Annotated in this window: 24 protein-coding genes, 1 tRNA gene and 1 pseudogene; 13 read left to right on the top strand and 13 right to left on the bottom strand. The window is 66.0% G+C overall.

Features of this window, described 5'->3' with window-relative positions:
* Positions 1-124: 124 nt before the first annotated feature.
* The 3 genes from GUI70_RS24015 to GUI70_RS12600 are packed head-to-tail and all read left to right on the top strand — an operon-like array spanning position 125 to position 2,923.
* Entirely contained in the window at positions 125-652 is a 528-nt protein-coding gene (locus GUI70_RS24015) for a hypothetical protein (RefSeq protein ID WP_202630474.1), read from the top strand.
* Positions 642-2,204, top strand: coding sequence for a GMC family oxidoreductase (locus tag GUI70_RS12605; protein WP_161882663.1), 1,563 nt, complete (start codon positions 642-644; stop codon positions 2,202-2,204). The genes GUI70_RS24015 and GUI70_RS12605 overlap by 11 nt, the downstream gene beginning before the upstream one ends.
* The gene (locus GUI70_RS12600; protein WP_161882662.1) at positions 2,201-2,923 is read left to right on the top strand and encodes an alpha/beta fold hydrolase; all 723 of its coding nucleotides are present in this window, start codon (positions 2,201-2,203) and stop codon (positions 2,921-2,923) included. The genes GUI70_RS12605 and GUI70_RS12600 overlap by 4 nt, the downstream gene beginning before the upstream one ends.
* A gap of 74 nt (positions 2,924-2,997) precedes the next feature.
* Here GUI70_RS12600 and GUI70_RS12595 read toward each other — a convergent pair whose 3' ends face one another.
* The 4 genes from GUI70_RS12595 to GUI70_RS12580 form a co-directional block, all read right to left on the bottom strand.
* The gene (locus GUI70_RS12595; protein ID WP_202630471.1) at positions 2,998-3,939 is read right to left on the bottom strand and encodes a GNAT family N-acetyltransferase; all 942 of its coding nucleotides are present in this window, start codon (positions 3,937-3,939) and stop codon (positions 2,998-3,000) included.
* Positions 3,926-5,389 carry an Asp-tRNA(Asn)/Glu-tRNA(Gln) amidotransferase subunit GatA gene (gene gatA / locus GUI70_RS12590; protein WP_161882661.1) on the bottom strand — a complete coding sequence of 488 codons (1,464 nt, stop codon included), beginning with the start codon at positions 5,387-5,389 and terminating at the stop codon, positions 3,926-3,928. The genes GUI70_RS12595 and gatA overlap by 14 nt, the downstream gene beginning before the upstream one ends.
* A 55-nt stretch (positions 5,390-5,444) precedes the next feature.
* Complete coding sequence (locus GUI70_RS12585) at positions 5,445-6,239, bottom strand: SDR family NAD(P)-dependent oxidoreductase (protein WP_161882660.1); 795 nt, start codon at positions 6,237-6,239, stop codon at positions 5,445-5,447.
* A gap of 66 nt (positions 6,240-6,305) precedes the next feature.
* Positions 6,306-7,262 (bottom strand): phytanoyl-CoA dioxygenase family protein, encoded by a 957-nt coding sequence (locus GUI70_RS12580; protein ID WP_161882659.1) that lies wholly within the window; start codon positions 7,260-7,262, stop codon positions 6,306-6,308.
* A 98-nt stretch (positions 7,263-7,360) separates the two neighbouring features.
* Between GUI70_RS12580 and GUI70_RS12575 the strand changes: the two genes are divergently transcribed.
* Positions 7,361-8,185 carry a helix-turn-helix domain-containing protein gene (locus tag GUI70_RS12575; protein WP_161882658.1) on the top strand — a complete coding sequence of 275 codons (825 nt, stop codon included), beginning with the start codon at positions 7,361-7,363 and terminating at the stop codon, positions 8,183-8,185.
* 316 nt (positions 8,186-8,501) lie between these two features.
* Here the strand turns inward: GUI70_RS12575 and GUI70_RS12570 are convergent, their stop codons facing one another.
* Together GUI70_RS12570 and trpC are read right to left on the bottom strand one after the other, a co-directional pair.
* Positions 8,502-9,329, bottom strand: coding sequence for a GGDEF domain-containing protein (locus tag GUI70_RS12570; protein WP_161882657.1), 828 nt, complete (start codon positions 9,327-9,329; stop codon positions 8,502-8,504).
* A 161-nt stretch (positions 9,330-9,490) separates the two neighbouring features.
* On the bottom strand, positions 9,491-10,312 hold the full coding sequence (trpC, locus tag GUI70_RS12565) for an indole-3-glycerol phosphate synthase TrpC (RefSeq protein ID WP_161882656.1): 822 nt from the start codon (positions 10,310-10,312) through the stop codon (positions 9,491-9,493).
* A 221-nt stretch (positions 10,313-10,533) separates the two neighbouring features.
* Here trpC and hpt point away from each other — a divergent pair, with 221 nt between their 5' ends.
* Both hpt and hslO read left to right on the top strand, forming a co-directional pair.
* Positions 10,534-11,079, top strand: a complete 546-nt coding sequence (hpt, locus tag GUI70_RS12560) for a hypoxanthine phosphoribosyltransferase (protein ID WP_161882655.1) — start codon at positions 10,534-10,536, stop codon at positions 11,077-11,079.
* Positions 11,080-11,180: 101 nt separating this feature from the next.
* On the top strand, positions 11,181-12,092 hold the full coding sequence (gene hslO / locus GUI70_RS12555; protein WP_161882654.1) for an Hsp33 family molecular chaperone HslO: 912 nt from the start codon (positions 11,181-11,183) through the stop codon (positions 12,090-12,092).
* A 12-nt stretch (positions 12,093-12,104) separates the two neighbouring features.
* Here hslO and GUI70_RS12550 read toward each other — a convergent pair whose 3' ends face one another.
* Positions 12,105-12,773 (bottom strand): TetR/AcrR family transcriptional regulator, encoded by a 669-nt coding sequence (locus GUI70_RS12550; RefSeq protein ID WP_161882653.1) that lies wholly within the window; start codon positions 12,771-12,773, stop codon positions 12,105-12,107.
* A 105-nt stretch (positions 12,774-12,878) separates the two neighbouring features.
* On the opposite strand from GUI70_RS12550, the gene GUI70_RS12545 reads away from it, so the two are divergent.
* The 3 genes from GUI70_RS12545 to GUI70_RS12535 all read left to right on the top strand — a co-directional run bounded on the left by GUI70_RS12545 (position 12,879) and on the right by GUI70_RS12535 (position 15,558).
* Positions 12,879-13,892 carry an NAD-dependent epimerase/dehydratase family protein gene (locus GUI70_RS12545; protein WP_161882652.1) on the top strand — a complete coding sequence of 338 codons (1,014 nt, stop codon included), beginning with the start codon at positions 12,879-12,881 and terminating at the stop codon, positions 13,890-13,892.
* 73 nt (positions 13,893-13,965) lie between these two features.
* Positions 13,966-14,607 (top strand): monothiol bacilliredoxin AbxC, encoded by a 642-nt coding sequence (gene abxC / locus GUI70_RS12540; RefSeq protein ID WP_161882651.1) that lies wholly within the window; start codon positions 13,966-13,968, stop codon positions 14,605-14,607.
* Positions 14,608-14,754: 147 nt separating this feature from the next.
* Entirely contained in the window at positions 14,755-15,558 is an 804-nt protein-coding gene (locus GUI70_RS12535; RefSeq protein WP_161882650.1) for a polyphosphate kinase 2 family protein, read from the top strand.
* 333 nt (positions 15,559-15,891) lie between these two features.
* Here the strand turns inward: GUI70_RS12535 and GUI70_RS25020 are convergent, their stop codons facing one another.
* The 3 genes and pseudogenes from GUI70_RS25020 to GUI70_RS25010 form a co-directional block, all read right to left on the bottom strand.
* Positions 15,892-16,530 carry a phosphatidylglycerol lysyltransferase domain-containing protein gene (locus GUI70_RS25020; RefSeq protein WP_272952876.1) on the bottom strand — a complete coding sequence of 213 codons (639 nt, stop codon included), beginning with the start codon at positions 16,528-16,530 and terminating at the stop codon, positions 15,892-15,894.
* 13 nt (positions 16,531-16,543) lie between these two features.
* A pseudogene (locus GUI70_RS25015) lies at positions 16,544-16,972 on the bottom strand (hypothetical protein); the annotation flags it as partial.
* Positions 16,973-17,008: 36 nt separating this feature from the next.
* Positions 17,009-17,134, bottom strand: a complete 126-nt coding sequence (locus GUI70_RS25010) for a hypothetical protein (protein WP_272952875.1) — start codon at positions 17,132-17,134, stop codon at positions 17,009-17,011.
* Positions 17,135-17,218: 84 nt separating this feature from the next.
* On the opposite strand from GUI70_RS25010, the gene nagA reads away from it, so the two are divergent.
* Positions 17,219-18,364 (top strand): N-acetylglucosamine-6-phosphate deacetylase, encoded by a 1,146-nt coding sequence (gene nagA, locus GUI70_RS12520; protein ID WP_161882647.1) that lies wholly within the window; start codon positions 17,219-17,221, stop codon positions 18,362-18,364.
* Between the two features lie 46 nt (positions 18,365-18,410).
* Positions 18,411-19,463: an SIS domain-containing protein gene (locus GUI70_RS12515; protein WP_161882646.1), complete on the top strand. Its 1,053-nt coding sequence runs from the start codon at positions 18,411-18,413 to the stop codon at positions 19,461-19,463.
* A 118-nt stretch (positions 19,464-19,581) separates the two neighbouring features.
* On the opposite strand, the gene GUI70_RS12510 is transcribed toward GUI70_RS12515, so the two are convergent.
* Positions 19,582-19,657, bottom strand: a tRNA-Ala gene (locus GUI70_RS12510).
* A 104-nt stretch (positions 19,658-19,761) separates the two neighbouring features.
* On the opposite strand from GUI70_RS12510, the gene guaB reads away from it, so the two are divergent.
* A complete protein-coding gene (guaB, locus tag GUI70_RS12505; protein WP_161882645.1) occupies positions 19,762-21,225 on the top strand; it encodes an IMP dehydrogenase in 1,464 nt (487 codons plus the stop codon).
* Between the two features lie 62 nt (positions 21,226-21,287).
* Here the strand turns inward: guaB and GUI70_RS12500 are convergent, their stop codons facing one another.
* On the bottom strand, positions 21,288-22,202 hold the full coding sequence (locus tag GUI70_RS12500; RefSeq protein WP_161882644.1) for a LysM peptidoglycan-binding domain-containing protein: 915 nt from the start codon (positions 22,200-22,202) through the stop codon (positions 21,288-21,290).
* A 181-nt stretch (positions 22,203-22,383) separates the two neighbouring features.
* Here GUI70_RS12500 and trhA point away from each other — a divergent pair, with 181 nt between their 5' ends.
* Positions 22,384-23,040 carry a PAQR family membrane homeostasis protein TrhA gene (gene trhA / locus GUI70_RS12495; RefSeq protein ID WP_161882643.1) on the top strand — a complete coding sequence of 219 codons (657 nt, stop codon included), beginning with the start codon at positions 22,384-22,386 and terminating at the stop codon, positions 23,038-23,040.
* A 65-nt stretch (positions 23,041-23,105) separates the two neighbouring features.
* On the opposite strand, the gene GUI70_RS12490 is transcribed toward trhA, so the two are convergent.
* On the bottom strand, positions 23,106-23,720 hold the full coding sequence (locus GUI70_RS12490; protein ID WP_161882642.1) for a site-2 protease family protein: 615 nt from the start codon (positions 23,718-23,720) through the stop codon (positions 23,106-23,108).
* Positions 23,721-23,739 lie beyond the last annotated feature (19 nt).

Below are 23,739 nucleotides of genomic sequence, written 5' to 3'. Positions count from 1 at the left end.
TCCTGTGCTGTACGTCAACGCCTGAATTGAATCCCGAGACAAAGCATCAAACCCTACCGAGCAGCGCGGCGGGGTTTGGCAGATTGGCAGGAATGAACGCCATGACCCTCCCCAGCGGCCTGCAGTGAGCGCCACCGAGCGCGACGAGATTCTGGCGGCGCTGGCTTCCCCGGCGGTGACGGCTCCCACCCGCGCCGCCTTGCTGGCCCGCTTGGATGCCCGCTACGAGCGCCAGCACTTCACCGAGGCCGAGTTCGACCGTCTGCGTGCGGTGGCCGTCCGGCTGGTCCCTCACGACCCGGCAGAGCTGGATCTCAGTGGCCTGATCGACCACCGCCTTCAATTGCGGCAGACCGACGGTTGGCGCTTCGCCGACACCCCGCCCGACGGCCAGGCCTACAGGGAACTGCTGGCCGCCCTGCCCACCAACTTCGAGATCCTGGCTCCTGAAGCGCAGGACGCCACCCTGCACGATCTTCAGCGCCGCCACCCGCACACTTTCGAAGACCTGCTCGCTGAGCTGACCGAGGGTTTCATGGCCCACCCGCTGACCCAGTACCGCTTCGGCTACGCAGGCTTCATGGATGCGCCCGGCTGGCCACAGGTGGGGCCGAACGAGCTGGAAGCGCGTGAGATCCGTTATGGCAAATGACCTGAGGGCGTCGCTCACCGACCTTGACGTGCTGGTGATCGGCACCAGAGCGGGCGGCGCGCCGCTGTTGGCCCGGCTGGCCTCGGCGGGGCTGCGAGTGGCTGCACTCGAAGCCGGGGTACGCCACAAGCCTGCCGAGATGCCCACCGACGAGGTGGCGCAGGCCAGCCTCTTCTGGATGGACGAGCGGCTCTCGGCGGGCAAAGACCCGCTGGCCTTCGGGCGCAACAACTCCGGGCGCGGGGTGGGCGGCTCGACCCTGCATTACACCGCCTACACCCCACGTGCCCAGCCCGACGACTTCCAGCTGTTTCAGGAGTTCGGAGAGGGCGTGGACTGGCCGCTGGAGTACGCCGACCTCGCGCCGTACTACGACGAGGTGGAGGCGTTCCTGGGCGTGTCCGGCCCGGCAGACTACCCCTGGGGACCGCCCCGGAACCAGCCGTACCCTCACCCGGCACTCCCGCTCAACGGCGCAGCCCTCCTGATGGAGCGGGCCTGCCATGAACTGGGTCTGCGCACCTTCCCAGCGGCCAACGCCGCGCTGAGCCGCCCGCAGCAGCAGGAAGGCTACGGTCTGCGCCCTGCCTGCTCCAACCGGGGCTTTTGTCAGGCAGGGTGCTCGACGGGAGCCAAGGCCAGCCTCGACGTGACGTATCTGGCGCTGGCCGAGGCACGCGGGGCCGTCATCGTCAGCGGGGCGCAGGTCACGAATCTGATTCGCGAGGGGGGCCGGGTGGTCGGCGCGCACTACCGACAAGGCGACCAGATGCTGAGCGTGCGGGCCGAGCGGGTGGTGCTGGCCGCCGGAGCCATCGAAACGCCCCGCTTGCTGCTGCTCGGCGGACTGGCCAGCGGCAGCGGGCAGGTGGGCCGCAACTTCATGGCCCATGTGGGCGTGCAGGTCTGGGGGCTGATGGATGATGATCTGCGCCCCTACAAGGGCATTCCCGGCGGCCTGATCAGCGAGGACACCCACCGAGTGCCGGGGCTGGTCGGCGGCTACCTGCTCCAGTCGCTGGGCGTCATGCCGGTGACCTACGCCACCCAGTATGCGCGCGGCGGTGGGGCGTGGGGCGCGGCGCTCACCGAGCACCTGAGCCACTACAACCATGTCGCCGGAATCAACGTGCTGGGCGAGTGCCTGCCGTATGAACACAACTTTCTCGAACTCTCGAACGAGCTGGACGGGCGCGGGCTGCCCAAGCCGCGCATTCATTTCAGTTTCGGCGACAACGAGCGCCGCATGAGCGCCCACGCCGAGGCGCTGATGCGTGAGCTGTGGGCCAGGATTGGCGCGCGCGAGGTCTGGGCACTGCCGAGGGCGGCCCACACCCTCGGCACGGCACGGATGGGCCACGACCCGGTCAGCAGCGTCACCGACCCCTTCGGACGGGTGCACGACGAGCCGGGATTGTGGATCTGCGACAACTCCACCTTTCCCAGCTCGCTGAGCGTCAACCCCAGCCTGACCCAGATGGCGCTGAGCCTACGCACCGCCGACGCGCTGATCGGCGACCTGGTGACAGACTGGGTGCGCGTGGGCGCGTGAGCGGGCCGACTGCCGCCCCGCTAGCGCTGGTTCACGGCTTCGGCACCTCCGGGCGGCTGTGGCGGCGGGTGCTGGGCCAGCTGGCCTTACGTGCCGGGGTGCTGACCCCCGACCTGCTGGGCTTCGGCGACGCTGCCGACCTGGGCCGGGCAGGCCAGACGACCGGCGACATGGCCGAGCATCTGGCGGAGGTGCTGCGGGCCTCGAGGGCTGGGCCGTACCGACTGGCGGCGCACTCGATGGGCGGCAAGGTGGCGCTGCTGCTGGCCGCCCGGCACCCGGCGCTGGTGACCGAACTGCTCCTGATCGCGCCCTCGCCGCCCGGTCCCGAGCCGATGTCGGACGAGGACCGCGCCAACTTGCGCGCCGCCTGGAACGACGTGGCCTCACTGGAAAAGCAGTACCACCACATCGCGCTTCAGCCGCTGCCAGAGCATGACCTGCGCCAGCTTGTCAGCGACGGCCTGCGGGCCAGCCGCGCCGCCTGGCAAGCCTGGACCGATGTGGGCAGCCGCGAGGACCTCAGCGGCGAGCTGGGAGCGCTGACGGTGCCGATCACGGTGCTGTTCTCGGAGGACGACCCGGCCATCGGTCCGCAGACCATCCGCGACGGGGTGCTGGCGAAACTGCCTGGAGCGCAGGGCGAGCCAGTTGACGGCAGCGGCCACCTGATTCCGCTGGAGTTGCCCCAGCGGGTGGTGGACGCCCTGACAAAATGACCCGCTTCAGTTGCCCGGACGCACCGGCAGCGGCTCGTAGACATTCTTGCTAACGACGCCAGAACTGGGCATCTTTACAATGCCACTTGAATCCAGCCGCCCACGTCCACCCGTCCGGCCCGAATCGCCGCCGTGACCGCCCCCCGGTTCTCGGCGTGAACGGTGCCGATCAGGACGCGGCTTTGATCGGGCAGTGAGCGGGCCAGTAGGGTGCTGAGGGCCGCGCCGTAGCCGTATCCCCGGAAGGCGGGCGCGAGAATGATCTCCTGCACGACGTAGGCACTCAGGCCCAGCGTGTCGCCCTCGGCGTTTTCGGTAGCAGCCACGTACCCGGCCCACTCGCCCCACACCAGCACGTCGAAGAGCGTTCCAGCCTCAGTGCTCTCCTGCAAATCTGCCTGGTCCTGCAAGGCCGCCTGCTCAGTATGCTGCGGGTGCTGAGCGTCCACATCGGCGTAAGCCGCCTGGGCCTCGTCGTAGCGGCTGAGGTCCTGGGCAGGCCGGGTGCCGAGTTCGGGCGGCACATGAGCCCCGATGAGCTGCGAGATCGGCGCGGCCAGAAAGCGCTTGTCGGGCCGGGTTCCGGCAAAGTGTCCGGCGGGTGCGGCACTCCACAGCCGCAGGTAAAGCGGTTTGAACGCGCCGTAGACCTCGCGGGCGACTTCCGCCAGCGCGGGCAAGTCCAGCCCGGTCAGCGGGCGGCTGAGCAGCGAGGCGTCCACGAAGGGCTTGGTCACGTCCAGTCCCTGAAAGCGGATGCTGAGCATGGCGTGAAGGTCGGGCGGCACCCTGACCCAGCGGTTGAGGAAAGCTTGCGCGTCCTGACCCACATTCAAAAATTCAGCCCGCTGCCCCGCCAGTTCAAGGTCAGTGGCGAGTTGCAAATCGAACCCGTGAATCGCCGCGAGGCGCTCCAGCCGGGTCTGATCATCTTGCCATTGGCGGGTCAGAGGGTGCTGGGCGGCCAAGCTGAATTCGGCAAGCTGACTCAGGCCCGGCAACTCAGCACGGAGCAAGTTCCACCTTCACCGCGCCGCTGCGCTCGAGGGCGTCGGCCACCGTCAGCAGTTTCTCGTCGCCCAGCGCCGGAGCAATCAGTTGAATTCCCACCGGCAGGCGTACACCATCCACCGTCTCGAATCCGGCGGGCACGCTCAGCGCAGGCAACCCCGCCAGACTGACCCCCACCGTGTCCACGTCGGCGGCGTACATGGCCACCGGGTCGCTGACCTTTTCGCCGCGCCTGAAAGCCGGAAAGGGACTGGTGGGCGTCACCAGGATGTCGAACTGCCCGAAGGCACGGTTGAAGTCGTCGGCGATTAAGCGGCGCACCTTCATGGCCTTGCTGTAGTAGGCGTCGTAGTAGCCGCTCGACAGGGCGTAGGTGCCGATCAGGATGCGGCGTTTGACCTCGCGCCCGAAATTCTGCCCACGTGCCACGCTCATGGACGTGTTCACGTCGCCCGCATCGACCCGGGTGCCGTAGACCATGCCGTCGTAGCGGGCCAGGTTGCTGCTGGCTTCCGGCGTGGAGATCAGATAGTAGGCGGCGACGGCGTGCTGAAGGGTGGGCAGGCTGATCTCGCCGACACTTGCGCCCAGGCCCTTGAGAGCGTCCAACATCTTGTCCAGCGCCGCCGCCACGCCCGGCGTGTTGCCGCCCAGCGACTCGCTGATGACGCCCACCCGCAGGCCTTTGATGTCCTGACCCAAAGCAGACATGAACTGCGGCGCGGCGTCCAGACTGGTGGCGTCCATCGGGTCATGACCACTAACGGCGTCCAGAATCAGCGCCAGATCGCGGGCAGAGGTCGCGAACGGCCCGATCTGATCGAGGCTGCTGGCGTGCGACACCAGCCCGTAGCGGCTGACCCGCCCGTAGGTCGGCTTGAAGCCGTAGACCCCGGTAAATCCGGCGGGCTGGCGCACCGAGCCGCCGGTGTCCGAGCCAAGCGAGAGTGCCACCATCCCCGAGGCCACCGCCGCCGCGCTGCCACCCGAGGTGCCGCCCGGCACGCGGGCCGGGTCCCAGGGGTTGAGGGTGGCCCCGAACGCGCCGGTCTCGGTGCTCGATCCCATGGCGAACTCGTCCATGTTGGCCTTGCCGACAACAATGGCCCCGGCTCGCTGCAAGCGCGTCACAGCGGTGGCGGTGTAGGGACTGACGTAGTTCGCCAGCATCCGGCTGCCGCAGGTGGTGGCGGTGCCGATCAGGTTCAGGTTGTCCTTGATAACGACGGGCACGCCCGCCAGCGGCAGCGTTTCGCCAGCACCCAGACGGCGCGACACCTCGTCGGCCTGCTGACCGATCTGCTCGGCGCTCAGCAAGCTGATCAGGGCGTTGGATGGATCGGCCTCGGCGCGGGTGCGGGCAGCCAGGGCGGCTTGCCCGGGGTCCTGGCCGCCCTGCACGGCAGCGGCGATTTGGGCGGCGAGCTGGGTTTCGGGGAGGAGATCGGAAGACATGGGCCGCAGTTTAGAGCCTCAGCGTGTTCAGACGGGCCAGCCCCCAGATCAGCGCTCAAAACAGCGTGTAGCCCCCGTCCATCACCAGCACCGAGCCGGTCATGAATGAGGAGGCGTCACTCGCCAGAAACACCACGGCTGGCCCCAGCTCTTCCGGCAGGGCGGCCCGCTGCTGCGGCGCATCGTCGATCCAGCGCGACTTGAACTGGGGATCATCTACCGGAGCCATGTCGGTCTTGACATAACCGGGAGCCAGCGCGTTGACCCGGATATTCAGCGGTGCCCACTCGGCAGCCAGGCTCTTGGTGAGCTGATGCACCGCTGCTTTGGACGCGTTGTAGGCGGGCTGCCACTGCGGCCGGTTGACGATCTGCGCCGAGATCGAGCCGATGTTGACGATGTTGCCGCCGCCCTGCACCGCCATCTGCCGCCCGAAGACCTGCGAGGCCAGCCACAGGGCGTCCACGTTGACGCCCATGACCTGCCGCCACTCGTCGTCGGTCACGTCCAGGGCCGGGCGGTGAACGCAGGTTCCAGCGTTGTTGACCAGAATGTCGGCGCGCCCGAAGCGCTCCAGCGTCTCGGCCAGCAAGCGCTCCACCGCACTGCGCTCGGTGATCTCGGCCATCACCGTCAGGGTCTGGGTACCGAGTTCGGCCAGTTCGGCTTCCACCTCGCGAGCGGCCTGCTCGTCGCGGCCCACGATGACGATGTTGGCCCCCGCCTCAGCCAGCGCACGGGTCAGGGCGCGGCCAATGCCCCGTGTGGCTCCGGTAACGACAGCAGTTTTGCCGTCAAGCCGGAATCTGGAAAGCACGCCGCTGGCTGGCTGACTCGTCGAATTGGACATGGCTGGACTGTAAGGCTGCCGGAAGCGGGCGTCAATCGCGCACTCGGCTGTTCAGCGGCTTTCCGATTACTTCACGCTGCCCGCACTGCACCAAGCGCCGGGAGTGTGAACCTCGTGGACGACCTTCAGCTCGGCCTGGCCGTCGCCGAGCGGAAGGAGTCGGTATTCCGGCGCGACGTTCCAGGCAAACTCAGCGCCCAGATTCAGGGCTTTGCGGGCCTCCAGCGCCAGCGGCAACAACCGCAGGCGACGGTCTATCCACTGCCGGTCCCAGGGACCCTCAGCCACGATCTGCTCGGCCGCACGGAACTCCAGGTAGATGGTGCGTCTGAGCGCGTTTCCGACGGTGGGTTCACTGCCGTGCAGGACCATCACGTCATGCAGCAGCACGTCGCCCGGCTCCATCTCGACTTGCAACACGCCCGGCGCGTCCCAGCCGTACTCGCCGCGGATCTCGCAGGGATCGAGCAGGCGGCGCTGGGTGCCCGGCACCACCCGCAGTGCCCCGGCCCCGATCCGCGAGGCGTCGAGGTACAAATCGAAATTGAAGATGCGGTGCTGGCGTGGATGCACGGCGTCCTGGTGCCAGGGAATCTGCTCGCCGTCGCCCTCGGCCTTGAATACCAGGCTCTCGTAGGTCGGCACGAAGTTGGGGCCGCAAAGGCTCTCGGCCACGCCCAGCACCGCCGGGCTGCCCAGCAGGGCCAGCGAGGCGGCCTCGCCCTTGTTGTGCAGGTAGTTGATTCTGAACAGCGCCTCGCCACCCTGCCGCCGGGCCAGGTTGTAATCCTCGCTGCGCCCCCCCGCCGCGCTGAAGGCGTTGCCGTCGGTTATCCAGCGCGAGGCGGCACCCTGCAGGCGAAGCAGCAGCTCGCCGGTCACCCACTGCCGCAACACCAGATAGCCGCTGTCGTCGAAGAACTGCACCTGCTGGGGCGTCAGATGAAAGGGTGAGACCGCCGGAAGGGGACGCGGCTGCGGCGGCTGGGCAGAGAGTTCAAACGACACGGCGGGGCTGGACATGCTGGCTCCTTGTGGGGCGGTGGGGTCAAACAAGCTTAACCCGAGTCCGCGGGAAGATCTTCCGCTTCTCACCGCAAAAATTCTTGTATTCTCAGCCCATGGCCCCGCCCGAGCTGCCCGCCACCTGGAACGAGTTCGGCTTCGGCGTCTGGAACAGCTCGCCTGCGCCGATGGCGCGTGCCCATCAGCACGGCGAAATCGAACTCAATTTGCTGCTTCACGGCCAGATCACTTACCTGTTCGGCGGCCAGTGGCTGACCCTGGAAACCGGGCAACTGGCACTGTTCTGGGGCAGCTTTCCGCACCGGCTGAGCGCTGCCGAACCGGGGAGCCGGATGGCTGGGCTGACCCTGCCGCTGCTCAGCTTTCTGCGCTTCGGGCTGCCCCCAACGTTCAGCGAGGGGGTGCTGCGCGGTGGGGTGCGGCTCTCGGCGGCAGACGTGGGTGACGCGGCCCTGCTGGCGCGCTGGGAGGCAGACGCCGCGTCGGGTGAGCGGGTCCGCCTGGAGATCGCCGAACTGGAACTCGAAGCCCGCCTCAAGCGCTTGGCGCTGGCCGGACCACTGACGGGCAGGCCGGTCCAGGCGTCTGGCCGCCTCAGCCGCGCCGCCGAACTCGCCCGGTACGCCGCCGCGCACGCGAGCGCGCCGCTGTCAGTCAGCCAGATCTCCGCTGCTTCGGGCCTGCACGTCAACTACGCCTCCACGCTGTTTCGCGAGGTCTTCGGCCTGAGTCTCGGCGAGTACGTGCTGCAACACCGCCTGGCCCACGCCCAGCGCCTGCTGCTGACCACCCGCCGCCCGGTGCTGGAGACCGCTCTGGAAGCGGGCTTCGGTTCGGTCAGCCGCTTTTACGCCGCCTTCGGGAAGGCTTGCGGAGTGACGCCATTGGCGTACCGGCGGGGCGAAGGAGTCAGCGGCTGAGTCGTGACGCTAGTGGCTTATTCACTTAAAGACCCAAGAATCCTATAGTCAATTAGTCAATTATGGGCCAGCCATTGAAGGTTTGTCTTCCGGCTGACGAGAACCATTATCTGAAAAGGCTGATCAGCAAAGAGAGCTACTCGCCCTGGCTAGTAAAGATCTCGCCGTTTGGAGAATCAGCTTGGATGGCCAAAACGTCAGTAAGTCCGACCCTCTGCTGTTCGTTTCCAGTGGTCGATAAGACCCACAGACTCATCTGCTGAGTTTGAAGTGTCGTAACGCCTCAGCACGAAACCCTCTGCAGAGGCGTTGCGGTTCAATTTGAAGTACGAAAACGCCGACGTTCGTGGGTGGCGGTCGTAGGAAGCTCCGCTTTCTTGACCGCGTACATCCGCTCATCTGCCAGGCTCAACACCGCCTGAACATCCTCACACTCATGGCGCCACGCAATCCCAATCGCTGCGCTCACATTGTCGACAAAGGGAATTTGCAGACGGTCCATTGCCCAGACGGAGAACGCTTCCGGCGACAGCACGGTGCGGCGCATCAGGACAACGAACTCATCACCGCCTAGGCGGTAGACCTGGGCCCGCTTATGGGTCACGCGCGAGAGCCAAACCCCGTACCCCCTCAGGAGCGAGTCGCCCAGCGCGTGACCGAACTTGTCGTTCAGCGCTTTGAATCCATTCAGGTCGATGAAGACCACGGCAAAGTCCTCTTGCGCCACTTCCGCCGCTTCCACAGCGGCGTCAAAAGCACGTCGATTGCCCAGCCCCGTCAACGGGTCGGTCAGGGCCGCGTGATGAAGCATCGACAGCTGATCACTCAACTGGCGCTTCTCGTTCAGGACGTCCAGATACAGCAGGCGCAGACCGAGCATGGCCTGCACCGAAGTTGGCAATGGTGCGGCTGGCGTCCAGCCCAGCAGATAGTTCGGCGCACCCGGCAAGGGAACGGGCTTGCCCTCTTCGTGCGACGTGCCGGACCATCCCTGCAACGTCAGCGTTCCGTTCTCCTGACGCCACAAGGTCAACCCCGTCAATGTTTTGACAGAACCTTGCACCAGCTGGTCCAGAAGACGTTGCTGGGACTCGGCGACCGCCAAAGTCAACAACAGCGTCTCGTGGTCGGCCTGGCTCCACATCCACCGATCTTACGTTGCTGCTCGCCCGCCTGGATAGGTGGCTCGTAATCTCCATGAAGTAAAGGTGTAGGGCAAATCATCCGCAACAGCTTCAGTCGGAAGACGGGAGCGGTTGAAGGCCCGGTAAAGTCCGCCTACCCCGGCTGGCAGAAGACCCACCTTCAGCGGCTCAACAATGCCCGCGCCGCGCCCTCCAGATCGCCGCTTCCGGCCAGGCTGCTACCCACCAACACGGCGTCGGCCACCGCGCGGATGCTGACGATGTCACCGGGCGTACGGTAGCCGCTCTCGGCCACCAGCAGGCCTTCGTACCCGGCGGCGCGGGCGTGGGCGATCAGGCGCGGGCTGTTGGCGAGGCTAATCGCCAGGGTGGTCAGGTCGCGGTTGTTGACCCCGATGATCTCCGCGCCTGCCGCGAGCGCCACGTCCAGCTCAGCCTCGTCGTGCACTTCCACCAGGGCGTCCAAGCCGAAGTGGTGGGCCAGTCTCAGGTACGCGCCCACGTCCTCGCCCAGCACGCTGACCATCAGCAGGGCTGCGCTGGCTCCCCAGTCGGCGGCCTCCTGAAGCATCTTCGGATGCACGACGAAGTCCTTACGCAGCACCGGTATCGTTACGGCGGCGACCACCGCGTGCAGCGCTTCCGGCGAACCGTCGAAGTGCCTCAGCTCGGTCAGCACGCTCAGGCAGGCCGCGCCGCCGCGCAGGTAGCTCAGGGCCGCTGCTGCCGGATCAATCGGGGCGATCTGGCCCTGGCTGGGACTGGCCCGCTTGATTTCGGCGATGAGTTGCAAGCCGGGTCGGGCCAGCGCCGCGTGAAAGCGCCGGGCGCGCACTCTAGCTTCGCCCAGCTCGCAGGCGGCCCCGGCGTAATCCTGGCCGCGCTCGGCCACGATGCGCCCCAGCACGCCGGGAGCGGTATACGTCCGGGTCGGAGGGAGCGTGATACCGGAAGCCGTGACCGGGGAAAGAGCGGGCGTCATACGCCTGAGTATAGTGCCGCCAAGTGCCGGTGGGGTCGGCGTTTCGGTGATGTTTTCCGATTCGCGTCCGGCGGCTGGTCGTGAGCGGATTCGTCATAAAAATATGTCTGTTTTTATGACTGGGCAGAGCGATCAGGAGCCGTGCCAGAGCATATGGAAGTGGAGTGGGTGGAGTCCATTTCCCCGCACACGGAACGAACAAATGCTCTAGGCTGATTCGCATGACCGTGTTCCAGCAAAAACAACTGCGCCCCAGTGACGGCCCGGTACAGATCAGCGAAGCGCAACTGATGGCCCGCGTGCATGAGCTGGCCCACCAGATCCGTCAGGACTACGTGGGGCTCAACCCACACCTGATCTGCCTGCTCAACGGCGCGTTTCTCTTTCACGCCGACCTGGTGCGCTCACTCGACATTCCGCTGACCATCGACTTCATGCAGACCAGCAGTTACGGCGATGCCAAGCAGACCAGCGGCGAGGTCAAGCTGGTCAAGGACCTCAGCTTCCCGCTCTCGGGCCGCCACGTGCTGCTGGTCGAGGACATCATCGACACCGGCATCACCATGAACTACATCCTGCGCTACCTCTCCGAGCGCGGCCCGGCCAGCTTGAAGGTCGCCTCACTACTGAGCAAACCCTCGCGGCGCAAGGTGGAGGTGCCGGTTGATTACCTCGGCTTTACCATCCCCGACGCCTTCGTGTTCGGTTACGGCCTGGACCGGGCGCAGCAGGACCGCAATCTGAGTTTCATCACTTCGCAGAAGTAGGGGGCGGGCGTCGGGACAGGCCTCTTCGCCTCTACCGTGCCCCCTCTCCAATTCCCACTTTTCCTACTTTAAATCTGAGTCTGCTTATATAAGATTTTGTAATGCAAGACATACAGACTTCAAGCTCCTACATCCTGCGCGGCACGGCGGCAGGCAACACCTTGCGGGTGGTGGCCATCGACGCCACGCAGATCGTCGAGGAAGCCCGCGTGCGCCATGAGCTCAGCAAGACCGCCACCGCCGCGCTGGGCCGGGCGCTGAGCGCCGCCGCGCTGCTGGCGATCATCCTCGGCAAGAAGGTCGACAGCCGGGTGAATTTGCGGGTGCAGGGCGACGGACCGCTGGGCTGGCTGGTGGCCGAGGGCAGCGCCGAGGGTTGGGTGCGCGGCTACGTGCGCGAGCCGGACGCCGATTTGCCGCTGCGAACCACCGACGGCAAGCTCGACGTGAGCGGGCTGATCGGCAGCACCGGCGAACTGGCCGTGACCCGGCTCCTCGACAACGCCGAACCCTGGACCGGCAGTGTGGAACTCGTCAGCGGCGAACTGGCCGAGGACGTGGCCTACTATCTGGCCTCCAGCGAGCAGATTCCCAGCGCGGTGCAGCTCGGCGTCTACGAGGAAGGCGGCCGGGTGGCGCGCGCGGGCGGGCTGATCGTGCAGGCCATGCCCGGCGCCAGTGACGAGACCCTGGCGGCGCTGGAAGCCAACATCAAGGCCATGGGCAGCTTTACCGAGAACCTGCGCAACGTGTCGCTGCTGGAAGTCATGGAGCGGGCGACCAAAGGGCTCGACTTCGTGGCGGCCCCGCAGGCCCAGAGTGCTCAGTTTCAGTGCCGCTGCTCCCGCGAGCGGGCGGTGGCCTCGCTGACCTACTTCGGCATGCAGGAGCGCCAGAGCATGATGGAGGACGGCGGGCAGGAAGTAGTGTGCCACTGGTGCAACGAGCATTACCAGATCACCCCTGGCGAGATCGCCGCCCTGGGCGCGCCGGACGTGCGGGCGCAGGCCTAAGCCTCACCCCACTCAATCCCGCTGTTCTTCGGTCAGCACCCCCCGCAGCACGTTTCCGATCACGCTGCGGGCGAGGTGCTGGCCGATTTCAGGTGTGCTGGTTTTGGACATCGGGCTTTCCAGCAGAATAGAACTCAGGCCGTGGACGGCGCTCCAGAGGGTCAGCCCCAGCGTTGACAGCTCCGTATCCGGGGAGCCTGAGCGCACCTGAGTGCTCTTCTGGGCGGCCTCGACAGCAGTCAGTAACACCCCGTACGATGCCGTACCCGCTTGCTCCAGCGGATCGGGAACGCCCGGTGGCAGGCACAATTCATGGCGAAACATGAACCGGAATTCTGCCGGGTGCGCGAAGGCAAACGCCAGATACGCCGCGCCGATGGCTTTCAGACGCTGCACCGGGTCGTCGGTGCTCTCCGCCGCTACTGCCATCGCTCGGGTTAGCAATTCAAAGGCTTCGGTGGCCACGGCCCGCAGCAGATCGTTTTTGTCGCTGAAGTGGTGGTAGGGCGCGGCGGGAGACACCCCAGCCTGCCGCGCCACTTCGCGCAGGGTCAGCGCCTCGACGCCGCCCGCGGCGGCCAGCGCACGGGCAGCGTCCAGCAGGGCGCGGCGCAGATCGCCGTGATGGTAGCGCTCCGATTTGGCAGGCGCGGGGGACGACAGGCGGGGAGAACTTGACATTGCTCAGATTCTAACGTAACTTAACAGCGTTTAGAAACTAAACGTTGCTCAGATGCTTGGTCTTCCCAATCTGCTCGCTGCCCATTTCGTCCTCAAGGAGTCGCCATGAAGCACGTGATTTTCGGTTCCGGCCCGCTCGGACGCGCCACCCTCAAGGCCCTGCTGCGGCGCGGCGAGCAGGTGCGGCTCGTCAACCGCAGCGGCCACCTGTCCGGCCTGCCGGAGCCGCTCGGCCCGTCTGCAGGCAAGGCGCAGTTCGAGATCGTGCGGGCCGACGCCTACGACCTGGAAAGTGCTCAAGCCGTCAGCGTCGGCGCACAGGTCATCTACAACTGTGCCGCTCCCATTTACAGCGCCCACGCCTGGGAAACCCAGCTCCCCGTGCTGTGGGGCAACATCCTTGAGGGCGCGGCCACCCAGCAGGCCAGACTGGTGATCGGCGACAACCTCTACATGTACGACGAGGTGGGCATCGGGTCGCCGGGGCAGGTCATTCACGAAGACTTGCCGATGCACAGCCGCACCCGCAAAGGCCAGGCGCGCATTCGGGTGACCGAGCAGATGCTGGCCGCCCATCAAACCGGACGGGTCCGGGTCACCTTCGCCCGCGCTTCCAATTTTTTCGGGCCGCATACTGCCGAACAATCGGTGCTGGGTCGGCGGGTATTTGAGCCGGTCTTGCAGGGCAAAACCGCGCAGATTCTGGGGGATCCCGACATGCCCACCACCCTGACCTTCATCGAAGATTTCGGTGAGGCGATGGCGATACTGGCCGCCTCCGACAGCGCGTTCGGCAAAGCCTGGCATATTCCCAACGCGCCCGCAATGACCCAGCGCGAAGTCCTGCATCTCATCGCCCAGATCAGCCAGCAGCCGCTGCGCTTCACCGCCTTGCCGGGGTGGCTGCTTCCCGTACTCAGCCTGGCCGCGCCGCCCCTGCGCGAGATCAGGGAAATGCTGCCGAAGTCCCAGCATCCGTATCTGGTCAGCAGTGAGCGGTTTGTGGCCGCGTATGGTGACATTCACACGCCCCTGGAAACGGCCCTGAGGCTCACCGCCCAGTGGTTTGCCGGGCAACTGCCCAAGCAGGCTCAGGCCGCCGTGCGCCTCTTCGCTTGAATTTGTGCACCCAAACCGCTGCAACCGTGGTGGCTATCACTTCATTTAATAAAGCGGGGAGTACAATTTCAGCATGACCCAGACTGATTCCACTGCCCAGCAGGTCCTGATTCCGCTGACCACCCCCGAGGAAGTCGATACCTTCCTGGCGCAGTACCCCCAGGCCGCCGTCTTCAAGGCCGGAACCTGCCACAAGACCATGCAGGGCTTCGGCGTGCTGGAGACGTTCCTGGCCAAGCACGAGCTGCCGGTGGGCTTTATCCGGGTCGTCGACTGGCGTCCGGCCAGCAACCACGTGGCCGAGCTGAGCGGCCTCCAGCACCAGTCGCCGCAGTTCATCATCTTCAAGAACGGCCAGCCCACCTTCGAGGTCAACAACTGGGACATCACGCCTGAAGCGCTCGGCCCGGTGTTCGAGGCCCAGGTGCCCAGCCGTCAGGACACGGCCCAGGTTGCCGGTGAAGGCAACGTCGCCCCCTACAAGCAGCTGATGCAGGCCTACGTCGGCGGCCAGCTTCCCGATTGGGAATTCCAGGAGCGCTACGTCAACATGTTCCGCGACGACGCCAGCCTGCGCAGCCAGCGCGAGTTCGAGCTGCTCTCCAAGCTGTTCGGCGACCCCGACGCCTACCACGGCGGGCTGCACCAGCTCGGTCAGCCGCAGGCCAGGGGCGACCTCAAGGCCCGCGTCGAGGAACTGCTCAGCCAGCTCTAACTCCCCAACACGCTTCTCGCGCCGCCGCTCGCCTTCACCGCGAGCGGCGGCGCTCTTGACTTGTGCGCTCCCCGCCCCAGTCCTCTGGACCTTCGCCCTTTCTTGGGGCTTGGCTGCCGCCGCGCCGCGCCTCCCGTAAGATCGTGTATGGATTCCAAACGTTACCGGGTGGGCAAGAAAGTCAATCTCAGCAAACTGCCCACCGACGACACCGGCAAGCTCAGCCGCGAGGACAGCGAGGCCGAGACCCTGGAAATTGGCCTGGAACTCGCCAAACTTCAGGACCGGCTCTACGCCGAGAGCAAGCAGAGCCTCCTGGTCGTGTTGCAGGCCCGTGATGCGGGCGGCAAGGACGGCACCGTCAAGCACGTCTTCGAGCTGATCAATCCGCAGGGTGTGATCGTCACCAATTTCAAGGTGCCGAACGAGGAAGACCTCAAGCACGACTTTCTGTGGCGCATTCATCCACACACGCCAGCGGCAGGCATGATTGCCGTCTTCAACCGCTCGTACTACGAGGACGTGCTGGTGACGCGGGTCCACGATCTGATCAGCGACAAGGAAGCCGAGCAGCGCTTCAAGCACATCCGCCACTTCGAGGATTTGCTGGCCAGCCGGGGCACCCGCATTCTCAAGCTGTACCTGCACATCAGCTCCGAGGAGCAGCGCGAGCGGCTGCAAGAGCGTCTCGACGATCCGGAGAAGAACTGGAAATTCAACCCTTCCGATCTCAAGGAGCGCGCCCGCTGGCCGGAATACACCAGCGCCTACGAGGATGCCCTCAGCGCCACCAGCACTGACGCCGCGCCCTGGTACGTCATTCCGGCCGACCACAAGTGGTACCGCAACCGAGTGATCGCCACTCTGCTGCTCGACACCCTGCGCGAGATGAACCCCCAGTACCCGGAGCCGGAATTCGATTTGACCAACGTGGCCGTCGGCGCGATCTGATACGGATTCTGGTCCATTCCCACATCGTCGGGAAATCACCGCCCGCACGCCTATAGCGCGAAATTCGTATTTTTCGCTTTCCCGCACCTTGGGCAGAACGGCAGTTTCATCGTGAGCAGATAGTCGGCGTGAGCAGCACCCGTATAAATTGATGCCCCTGCTGCGCCGCGCTATGAGTCCTCGCGCGGACAGCCATTCCTCTGCTGCGGAGCTTTTCAAATTCCTTAGGGAGCTGCCCGCTAGGTTAGCGTTTGCCGGTTCTATCAAGCCGATTCCAACTACCGATCCGTATCGGCTTGATTCAATGCCCGCAGCAACCCAGTGCCCGCAGCGTCACAGCAGTTTCAGGCTCCTCAATCCGCCAGGCAGCAAGGCGCTCAGCAACCCCAGCGCCGCGCTGGGCAGAGAACGGCAGCCCGGCAACAGCAGGTACTCGTTTTCCCAGAAGCTCGGTACGAACTGGTTTTTGAACTGTCGCAGACCGTCGAAGTTGTACCAGTGCGAGAGGAGCGGGCGGGCGGCGTAGAGCAGCGCTTCAAGCGGTCTGGACTCCTGGACAGCGGGGTCACTACGGCGCGGCGAGCACAGCGGCACGGCCCCCAGGGTGGCGAGCCGCGCACCCTCCGCGCGCAACTCCCCCAGCGCGTAAGCCACCAGCGCTGCCGCCGCGCCGTCCGGGGCGTCGGGGCGGCGGATGACGTCTTCCAGATACCACCCACCGCGCGCCGGAAGCGGGCTGGCGGCCAGAAAGGCGGCAGCCTGTCCACCATGGTCACGCGCCAGGAAGTAGCGCTTGTGAGCCGCCCAGGCAAACGGGTCGAGGTCGAAGACCCAGCCCAGCGCGGTTCCAGCGCGCCGCCGGGCGTGCCAGGCCTGCATCAGTGCAGCGCACTCGGTCCGGAATACTGGGGTCGGTTCGGCGCGTTCGAGCCGGACGCCCAGCCGCCGCGCTTTGCCGAGGTTGCCGCGCAAGCATCTTGCTCCGGTTGCCCGCCGGAGACCAGCTGTCCAGATCGAGGTACGGCGTGGCTCCCAGCGTTACCGCCCTCAAGCCGGGCGGGGCGGCAGCAGCCAGCCGGGCCGTGACCGGCAGGAGCACGGCGAGGCTGCCGTGACGCCTGGCTTGCGCCACGAACGCGGCCACAAGTGCCGCCTGGTCGCCGGGGCGGCACAGCGGGTCGCCGGTTCCGATCCAGACCCGGTTCACCGCGTGGTAGCACAACCCGCCCTCGATACCGCCCACCGTGAACACCTCGCCCCCCAGCGCGCCCAGTGAGGACGGGTTGTAGCCGAACTCCCGCTGCCAGGCCCAGCGCTGCGCGGAAGACGGCGGTTCCAGTTCGGTCGAAACGGGCGGGGCCGCCTGGGCGGCAGGCAGCGGCAGGGTAAGGCGCGGGGTCGTTGGCGGAGTCATCGGCCGGCAGCTTAGAAGCGGCAGATAGCGCCGACTTCAAAGCCGGGGCTGGATGCTCAGTTCCGAGAAGGCCAGGCCGAGCGACTTAAAAATTTCTCTCAAACTTCCGCTGTTGACAAAAATAATTTTCAGGCCGTAGGCTGGCAGGATGCGCTGCCCCACTTGGTCACCCGGAGACTTCATCGTCTGCCCACGACCCACCGCCCTGCTCTCGCCTATCACCCTCTCAGCGGGCCGCGGGGCCGTATGACTGTCCTCAGCGGCGTGCTGGTGCTGCCCGGCGGCCTCCAGGCAGGCGAACTCCACTTCGGGAGGACCATCGAGCAGATCAACATTCAGCCGCAGCCGGGCAGCGTACCGGTGCGCTACCTGCTGCCCGGTTTCATCGACAGCCACGTTCACGGCGGCAACGGCGGCGACACCATGGACGGTGTGGCGGGCATCGATACGCTGGCCCGCTTTCACGCCCGGCACGGTACCACCACCTTATTGCCCACGACCATCACCAACCCCTGGGGGCAGGTGCTGGCGGCGCTGGAGGCCGTGCGCGAGGTGATGACACGTGGCGTGCCGGGCGGCGCGGACATTGTCGGTGCGCACCTGGAGGGGCCGTTCATCAGCCCGAACAAACTGGGCGCTCAGCCGCCGCTGACCCTCGCCCCCACCCCCGAACGCGTGGCCCAGGCGCTGGAAACAGGCAGTATCCGGGCCGTGACCCTCGCGCCGGAAATGGCGGGAGCCGCCCAGGCTGGGCTGGACTTCGCCCGCGCAGGTGTGCGGGTGGGTGTGGGGCACACCACCGCCGACGCCGAGACGGTCCGTGATTTTCTGAAGGCGGTGCAGGCGGCGGGCGGACGGACAGCGGCCACCCACCTCTACAACGCCATGGGCGGCATCGAGGGGCGCGTTCCGGGCGCTGCCGGGGCGCTGATCACCGACGCGCAGACCTGGCTGGAGGTCATTCTGGACGGGGTTCACGTGCATGAGATCAGCTTTCTGCTGGCCGCCACTGCCGCTGCGGGCCGGGTTATGCTGATCACCGACGCCATGCGCGCTGCTGGCCTCGGTGACGGCGAGAGCGAACTCGGCGGCCAGAAGGTGATTGTCAAGGACGGCAAGGCAGTGCTGGCGGATGGCCGCAGCATCGCGGGCAGCGTGCTGACACTTGACGTGGCCCTCAGAAATGCGCTAGCAACCGGCCTGAGTCTGCCCGACGTGAGCCGGATGCTCAGCGCCGCGCCCGCCAATTCACTCGGCCTGATGGACCGGGGCCGCCTGGACGTGGGCCTGCGGGCCGACGTGGTGGTGCTCAGCGAACAGTTTGAAGTGGAGGCGGTGTACGTGGGCGGGCAGCAGATCAACAGAGAACAGGTCGCCGGAGCCAGCCTCTAGCGCAATCTGAGCGCCGCCCTTCCCTCTCTACCTTCAAGGAGTCACCATGTCACCCGAACCTGCCTCTCCATCCACCGCCAACCCGCTGATGCTTCAGGAAGCCCGTCAGACGCCGCAGGTCATCGCGCGCCAGCAGCGCGAGAACGCCGGGCCCGTGAGTGAACTGGCCGCCGCCCTGCGCCAGCGCCGCCCACCCTACGCCGTGACGGTGGCGCGCGGCAGCAGCGACCACGCCTGCACCGTGCTGAAGTACGCCCTGGAAACCCAGCTGGCCCTGCCGGTCGCCTCGCTGGGGCCGAGCGTGCATACCCTCTACGGAGCGCGGCTCGACCTGCGCGGCGCACTGGTGATCGCCGTCTCGCAGTCGGGGGCCAGCCCGGACGTGGTGGAGAACGTGCAGATGGCCCGTGAGGGCGGGGCCATCACGGTGGCGCTGGTGAATGTGGAGGGCAGCGATCTAGGTCGCGCCGCCGAGTTCACGTTGCCGCTGCGCTGCGGCGAGGAAAAAGCGGTGGCTGCCACCAAGAGCTACCTCGCCAGCCTGACGGCCTTTTTGCCGGTGATCGCGGCGCTGACCGGCGAGCAGGCACTGCAAGACGCCCTGACCCGGCTGCCCGAAAAACTCACCCAGACCCTGGAACTGGAAAGCAGCGCTTCCGATCTGGCCGAGCGCTACCGTTTCGCCGAGAACCTGCTGGTGCTGGCACGCGGCCTGCACTTCGGGGTGGCGCAGGAAGCGGCCCTCAAGCTCAAGGAAACCTGCGGCATTCACGCCGAAGCTTACAGCGCCGCCGAGTTCAGTCACGGCCCCAAGCGGCTTCTGGCCGAGGGCCTGCCACTGCTGGGCTTCGCGCCCGCCGACGCGGCCCAGCGTGCCACCCTGGAGGCTTACGCCGATTTGCAAGCCAGCGGAGCCGACCTGCGAACCATCGGCCCGGCCCCAGCCAGCAGCCTGATCACGCCCCAAACCGGCCACGCCCTGACCGACCCGGTGGCCAGCGCCCTGGCGTTTTACCTGTTCGCCGGGCATCTGGCGCTGCACAAAGGCCTCAATCCCGACGCCCCGCCGCTGCTGAGCAAGGTAACGAAGACACGCTAAGAGGCTGCGGAAAGGCCACGCCGTTCACGGCAAAAAAGCGCCGACTGGGTTTTTAATCCGTCGGCGCTTTCATTTTCTGGCCGTTGAGGAGCATCTCCATCGGCTGATTTGCTCTTGGTGGTGGAGCCAAGCAGGATCGAACTGCTGACCTCGTCATTGCGAACGACGCGCTCTCCCAGCTGAGCTATGGCCCCACAACTGCCCAAACAATCTCAGGCGAAAGAGAGCGTAGCACGGCCCTTGCAGGGGCGCAAGAGGCGTCACGCTCAAGCGCACGGTCAGGGTGTAAGCTTCCACGATGGACGACCGTTTCGCTTACAAGTTTGGCCGCGAGGGCATCACCTTCGACGACGTGCTGCTGCTGCCCCGGCATTCGCTGGTGTTGCCGAGAGACGTGAGTGTGCAGACCCAGCTCACCCGCCGGGTGCGGCTCAATATCCCCTTCGTGTCGGCGGCGATGGACACCGTGACCGAAACCGCGATGGCCGTGGCAATGGCCCGCGAGGGCGGCATCGGGGTCATTCACAAGAACATGGGCATCGAAGCCCAGGCCGAGATGGTGCGCAAGGTCAAGCGCAGCGAGAGCGGCATGATCGTCGACCCGATTACCTTGCCGCCCACCGCCAGTGTGCGCGAGGCCGACAGGATGATGGCCGAGTACAAGATCAGCGGCGTGCCGATCACCGACGAGGAAGGTAAGTTGCTGGGCATCATCACCAACCGCGACATGCGTTTTATCGACGACCTCGATCAGCCGATCGGCAACGTGATGACCCGCGAGAACCTGGTGACGGTGGCAGTGGGCACCGATCTGGAAGACGCCAGAGAGCTGTTCAAGCGCAACCGCATCGAGAAGCTGCTGGTTACCGAAGGCGAGTATCTGCGCGGGCTGATTACCATTAAAGACATAGAAAAGACCGTCAAGTACCCCAACGCCGCCAAGGACGACCTGGGCAGGCTGCGCGTCGCTGCTGCCATCGGGGTCAGCAGCGATCTGATGGACCGGGCCGGAGCGCTGGTGCAGGCAGGGGCAGACGTGCTGGTGCTCGACAGTGCCCACGGGCACTCGCAGGGCATTCTCAGCGCACTGGAACAGGTCAAGACCCGCTTCGACGTGGACGTGATCGCCGGCAACATTGCGACCAAGGAAGGCACCCTGGCGCTGATCGAGGCGGGGGCCGACGCGGTGAAAGCGGGCATCGGACCTGGGAGCATCTGTACCACCCGCGTCGTCACCGGCGTCGGCGTGCCGCAGATCACCGCCATCTTCGAGGCGTCGGAAGCCGCGCGCGAGGCGGGCATTCCGATCATCGCCGACGGCGGCATCAAACAGACCGGCGACGCGGCCAAGGCCATTGCGGCGGGAGCCAGCGCCGTGATGATGGGCAGCATGCTGGCCGGCACCGACGAGGCCCCCGGCGAGGTCGTGCTGCGTGACGGACGGCGCTACAAGAGCTACCGGGGCATGGGCAGCCTGGGCGCGATGGACCAGGGCTCCTCGGACCGGTACTTTCAGGAAAAAGGCAGCAAGAAGTTCGTGCCGGAAGGCATCGAGGGCATCGTGGCCTACCGGGGCACGGCGGGCGAGGTGGTGTATCAGTTCGTCGGTGGCCTGCGCAGCAGCATGGGCTACTGCGGCGCGCCCGATCTGGGCACCCTGCGCCGCGACGCCCAGTTCGTGCGCATCAGCTCGGCCAGCCTCATCGAGAGCCACCCGCACGGCGTCACCATTACCCAGGAAGCGCCGAACTACAGCAAGTAAACCCGATGACGAAGGGGGCTGGAGCAACCGGAAGGTGCTCAGCCCTCTTCGTCATTCGGGCGTTACAGAAACGTCTTGACCTGAGCGTCGTAGCCTGCCGGGTACACCGGGAACATCTGGCGGCCCTGGGTGTTCCACAGGGCGTCGAAGTCGCGGTAGCTCAGGTACGACACCGGCCCCACCATGCTGTCACTGACCCACATGACGCCCGCCTGGTCGTCGTAACCGCGCACCACCCGGAAGTGGTTGATATGGCCGGGCCGGTCATACCACTGCAAGACGATCACCGGAATGCCCAGGGCCAAGAGCTTCTTGACCTGCATCAGCTGGCCGCCGCGAATGGTGCGGGTGCGCAGGCCGAACTTGGCGAGTTCCGGGGCGATGGCGCTCACCTGCATGTAGCCGCTCCCCTGGCGGGTGGTCTGCTGAATGACGTTCTGGCCGAGCCTGACCTTGTAAAAGCCCAGCACCGCCGAGAGGGCGCTGGGGCCGCAGTTGTTATAGGTCTGGAAGTCGAAGGCCAGCCCCCGCAGGTAGGTTCGCAGCGGCAGGGCGTCGCCAAACGAGGCCACGTTGATGACCGGCGACCAGCCCACGAAGCTCGCCACCGTCGCGGCAGGCTCAATTCTCCAGGCAAGGGGACCGCCGATGGGCGCGGCAGGGAGCACCCTGGGCAGCCCCGGCGGCGGAGCGGGCAGCGCCGGAATCGAGCTGGCACGGAGGGCGGGCCGGGGTGACTGTCCCTTACTTCGACCCTTGCCCTGGGCCGCGCCGCTGGCCGGAAGCTGCAACCGCTGGCCCACCTTCAAGGTCGAGTTGCTCAGGTTGTTGAGCTTGAGGAGCGTCTGGGCATCCACACCAGCGCTGCGGGCAATCTGGTACAGGGTATCGCCGGGCTGGACGGTGTAGGCTGCCGAGGCACAACCGGCCAGCAGCGCCCAGGCGCACCCGACGCCCAAGAGAAAAGTGAGCTTCATCTCCTTGGGATCATAAAGGTGCGCAGCTCACTCCGGATGAGTGAAGGTGAGTCTCGACCCGCACCCAGACGGCTTTGAGAATTTTGTCACGGTATGCACGGTCACCAAGAAGCCCTGGTTTCCCGATCTGGTCACTCCTGACAATTTGTCATCTCACCCGAAAATGGAGTACACTGAGGCCATGAAGAAGATGCTGAGCACCGCCTACCATTCGCTGCGTGAGCCGTGGAACAGCCTCACCCACTGGGCGGGAGCGGGACTGGCGGTCATCGCGCTGGTCGCCATGCTGTGGTACGCGCTCTCCAGGCACCTGAGCGTCTGGCCATTCCTGGTCTTCGGCCTGAGCATGCTGTTTCTCTACACCGCCTCGGCGTCCTACCACTCGTTCCGGGTGGGCGAGCGCGCCCTGCTGCGGCTGCGCAAGCTCGACCACAGCGCCATTTTCCTGCTGATCGCGGGCAGCTATACCCCAGTGGCCTACTTCGGTCTCAGCGGCCTGTGGCAAAGCGTGGTGCTGTGGGTCATCTGGGGGGTGGCGCTCTCCGGCATTTTGCTCAAGGTGCTGACCATGCGCTTGCCCAGGTGGGTCAGCACGCTGCTCTACGCCGTGCTGGGCTGGACCGCCGTGGCATTCCTGCCGCAGCTCTCGCGCACCCTCAGCGGCGCAGCGCTGTTCTGGCTGTCGGCAGGCGGTGTGCTCTACAGCATCGGCGCAGTCGTTTACGGCACCAAACGCTGGAACCCGCGCCCCGGCGTCTTCGGCTTCCATGAAATCTGGCACCTGTTCGTGCTGGGCGGCACCGGGGCACACGTGGCGATGATGTTCTCGCTGCGCTGAGACCGCAACATGAGCGGGGGCGGGCTTGAAAGATGGCCCGCCCCCTCAAACTTGAGTGATCGGTGCTAGACGCCTGCCAGACCGAACAGCCAGCCCTGCACCGTGCCGATGACGTTGCTCAGCGGCCCACGGGCCAGCAAAATAAAGCCCATCACGATCAGGAAGGCGTAGGGCAACCGCTCGAACTCCATCAAGCTGCGCCCCAGGGTGTTGGGGAAGATGCCCGCCAGAATGCGCGAGCCGTCGAGCAGCGGGATAGGAATCAGGTTGAAGACTGCCAGCACGACGTTGATGCTGGCGACGATGCCCAGAATGGTGTCGCCCAGGTTGGTTTCCGGCAGCACCCGCAGCAGCAGGATGCACACCAGCGCAATCAGGATGTTGCTGAGCGGCCCCGCCGCCGCCACCGCCACCATGCCCCAGCGGCCCAGGTTGGCGAAGTTCACCGGCACCGGGCGCGCGAAGCCGAAACCTGCCACCAGCAGCAATAAAGCACCGAACGGATCGAGGTGCGCCAGCGGGTTGAGCGTCACCCGGCCCAGCCGCCTCGGTGTGGGGTCGCCCAACCGGTCGGCGGTGTAGGCGTGGGCGAACTCGTGGACGGTCAGCGAGAGCACCAGCGCCAGCGCGATGATGACGAAGGCGGTGGGGTTGGATTGGAGCAGCGAGATCAGACCCATGTGGGCAGTCTAGCGGGGC

It is taken from the genome of Deinococcus alpinitundrae (assembly GCF_009982895.1).
In the GTDB taxonomy this organism is placed as follows: Bacteria; Deinococcota; Deinococci; order Deinococcales; family Deinococcaceae; genus Deinococcus; species Deinococcus alpinitundrae.
Note: the sequence above shows the minus strand (reverse complement) of the source record. Positions and strands in the feature narration are given on the sequence as shown.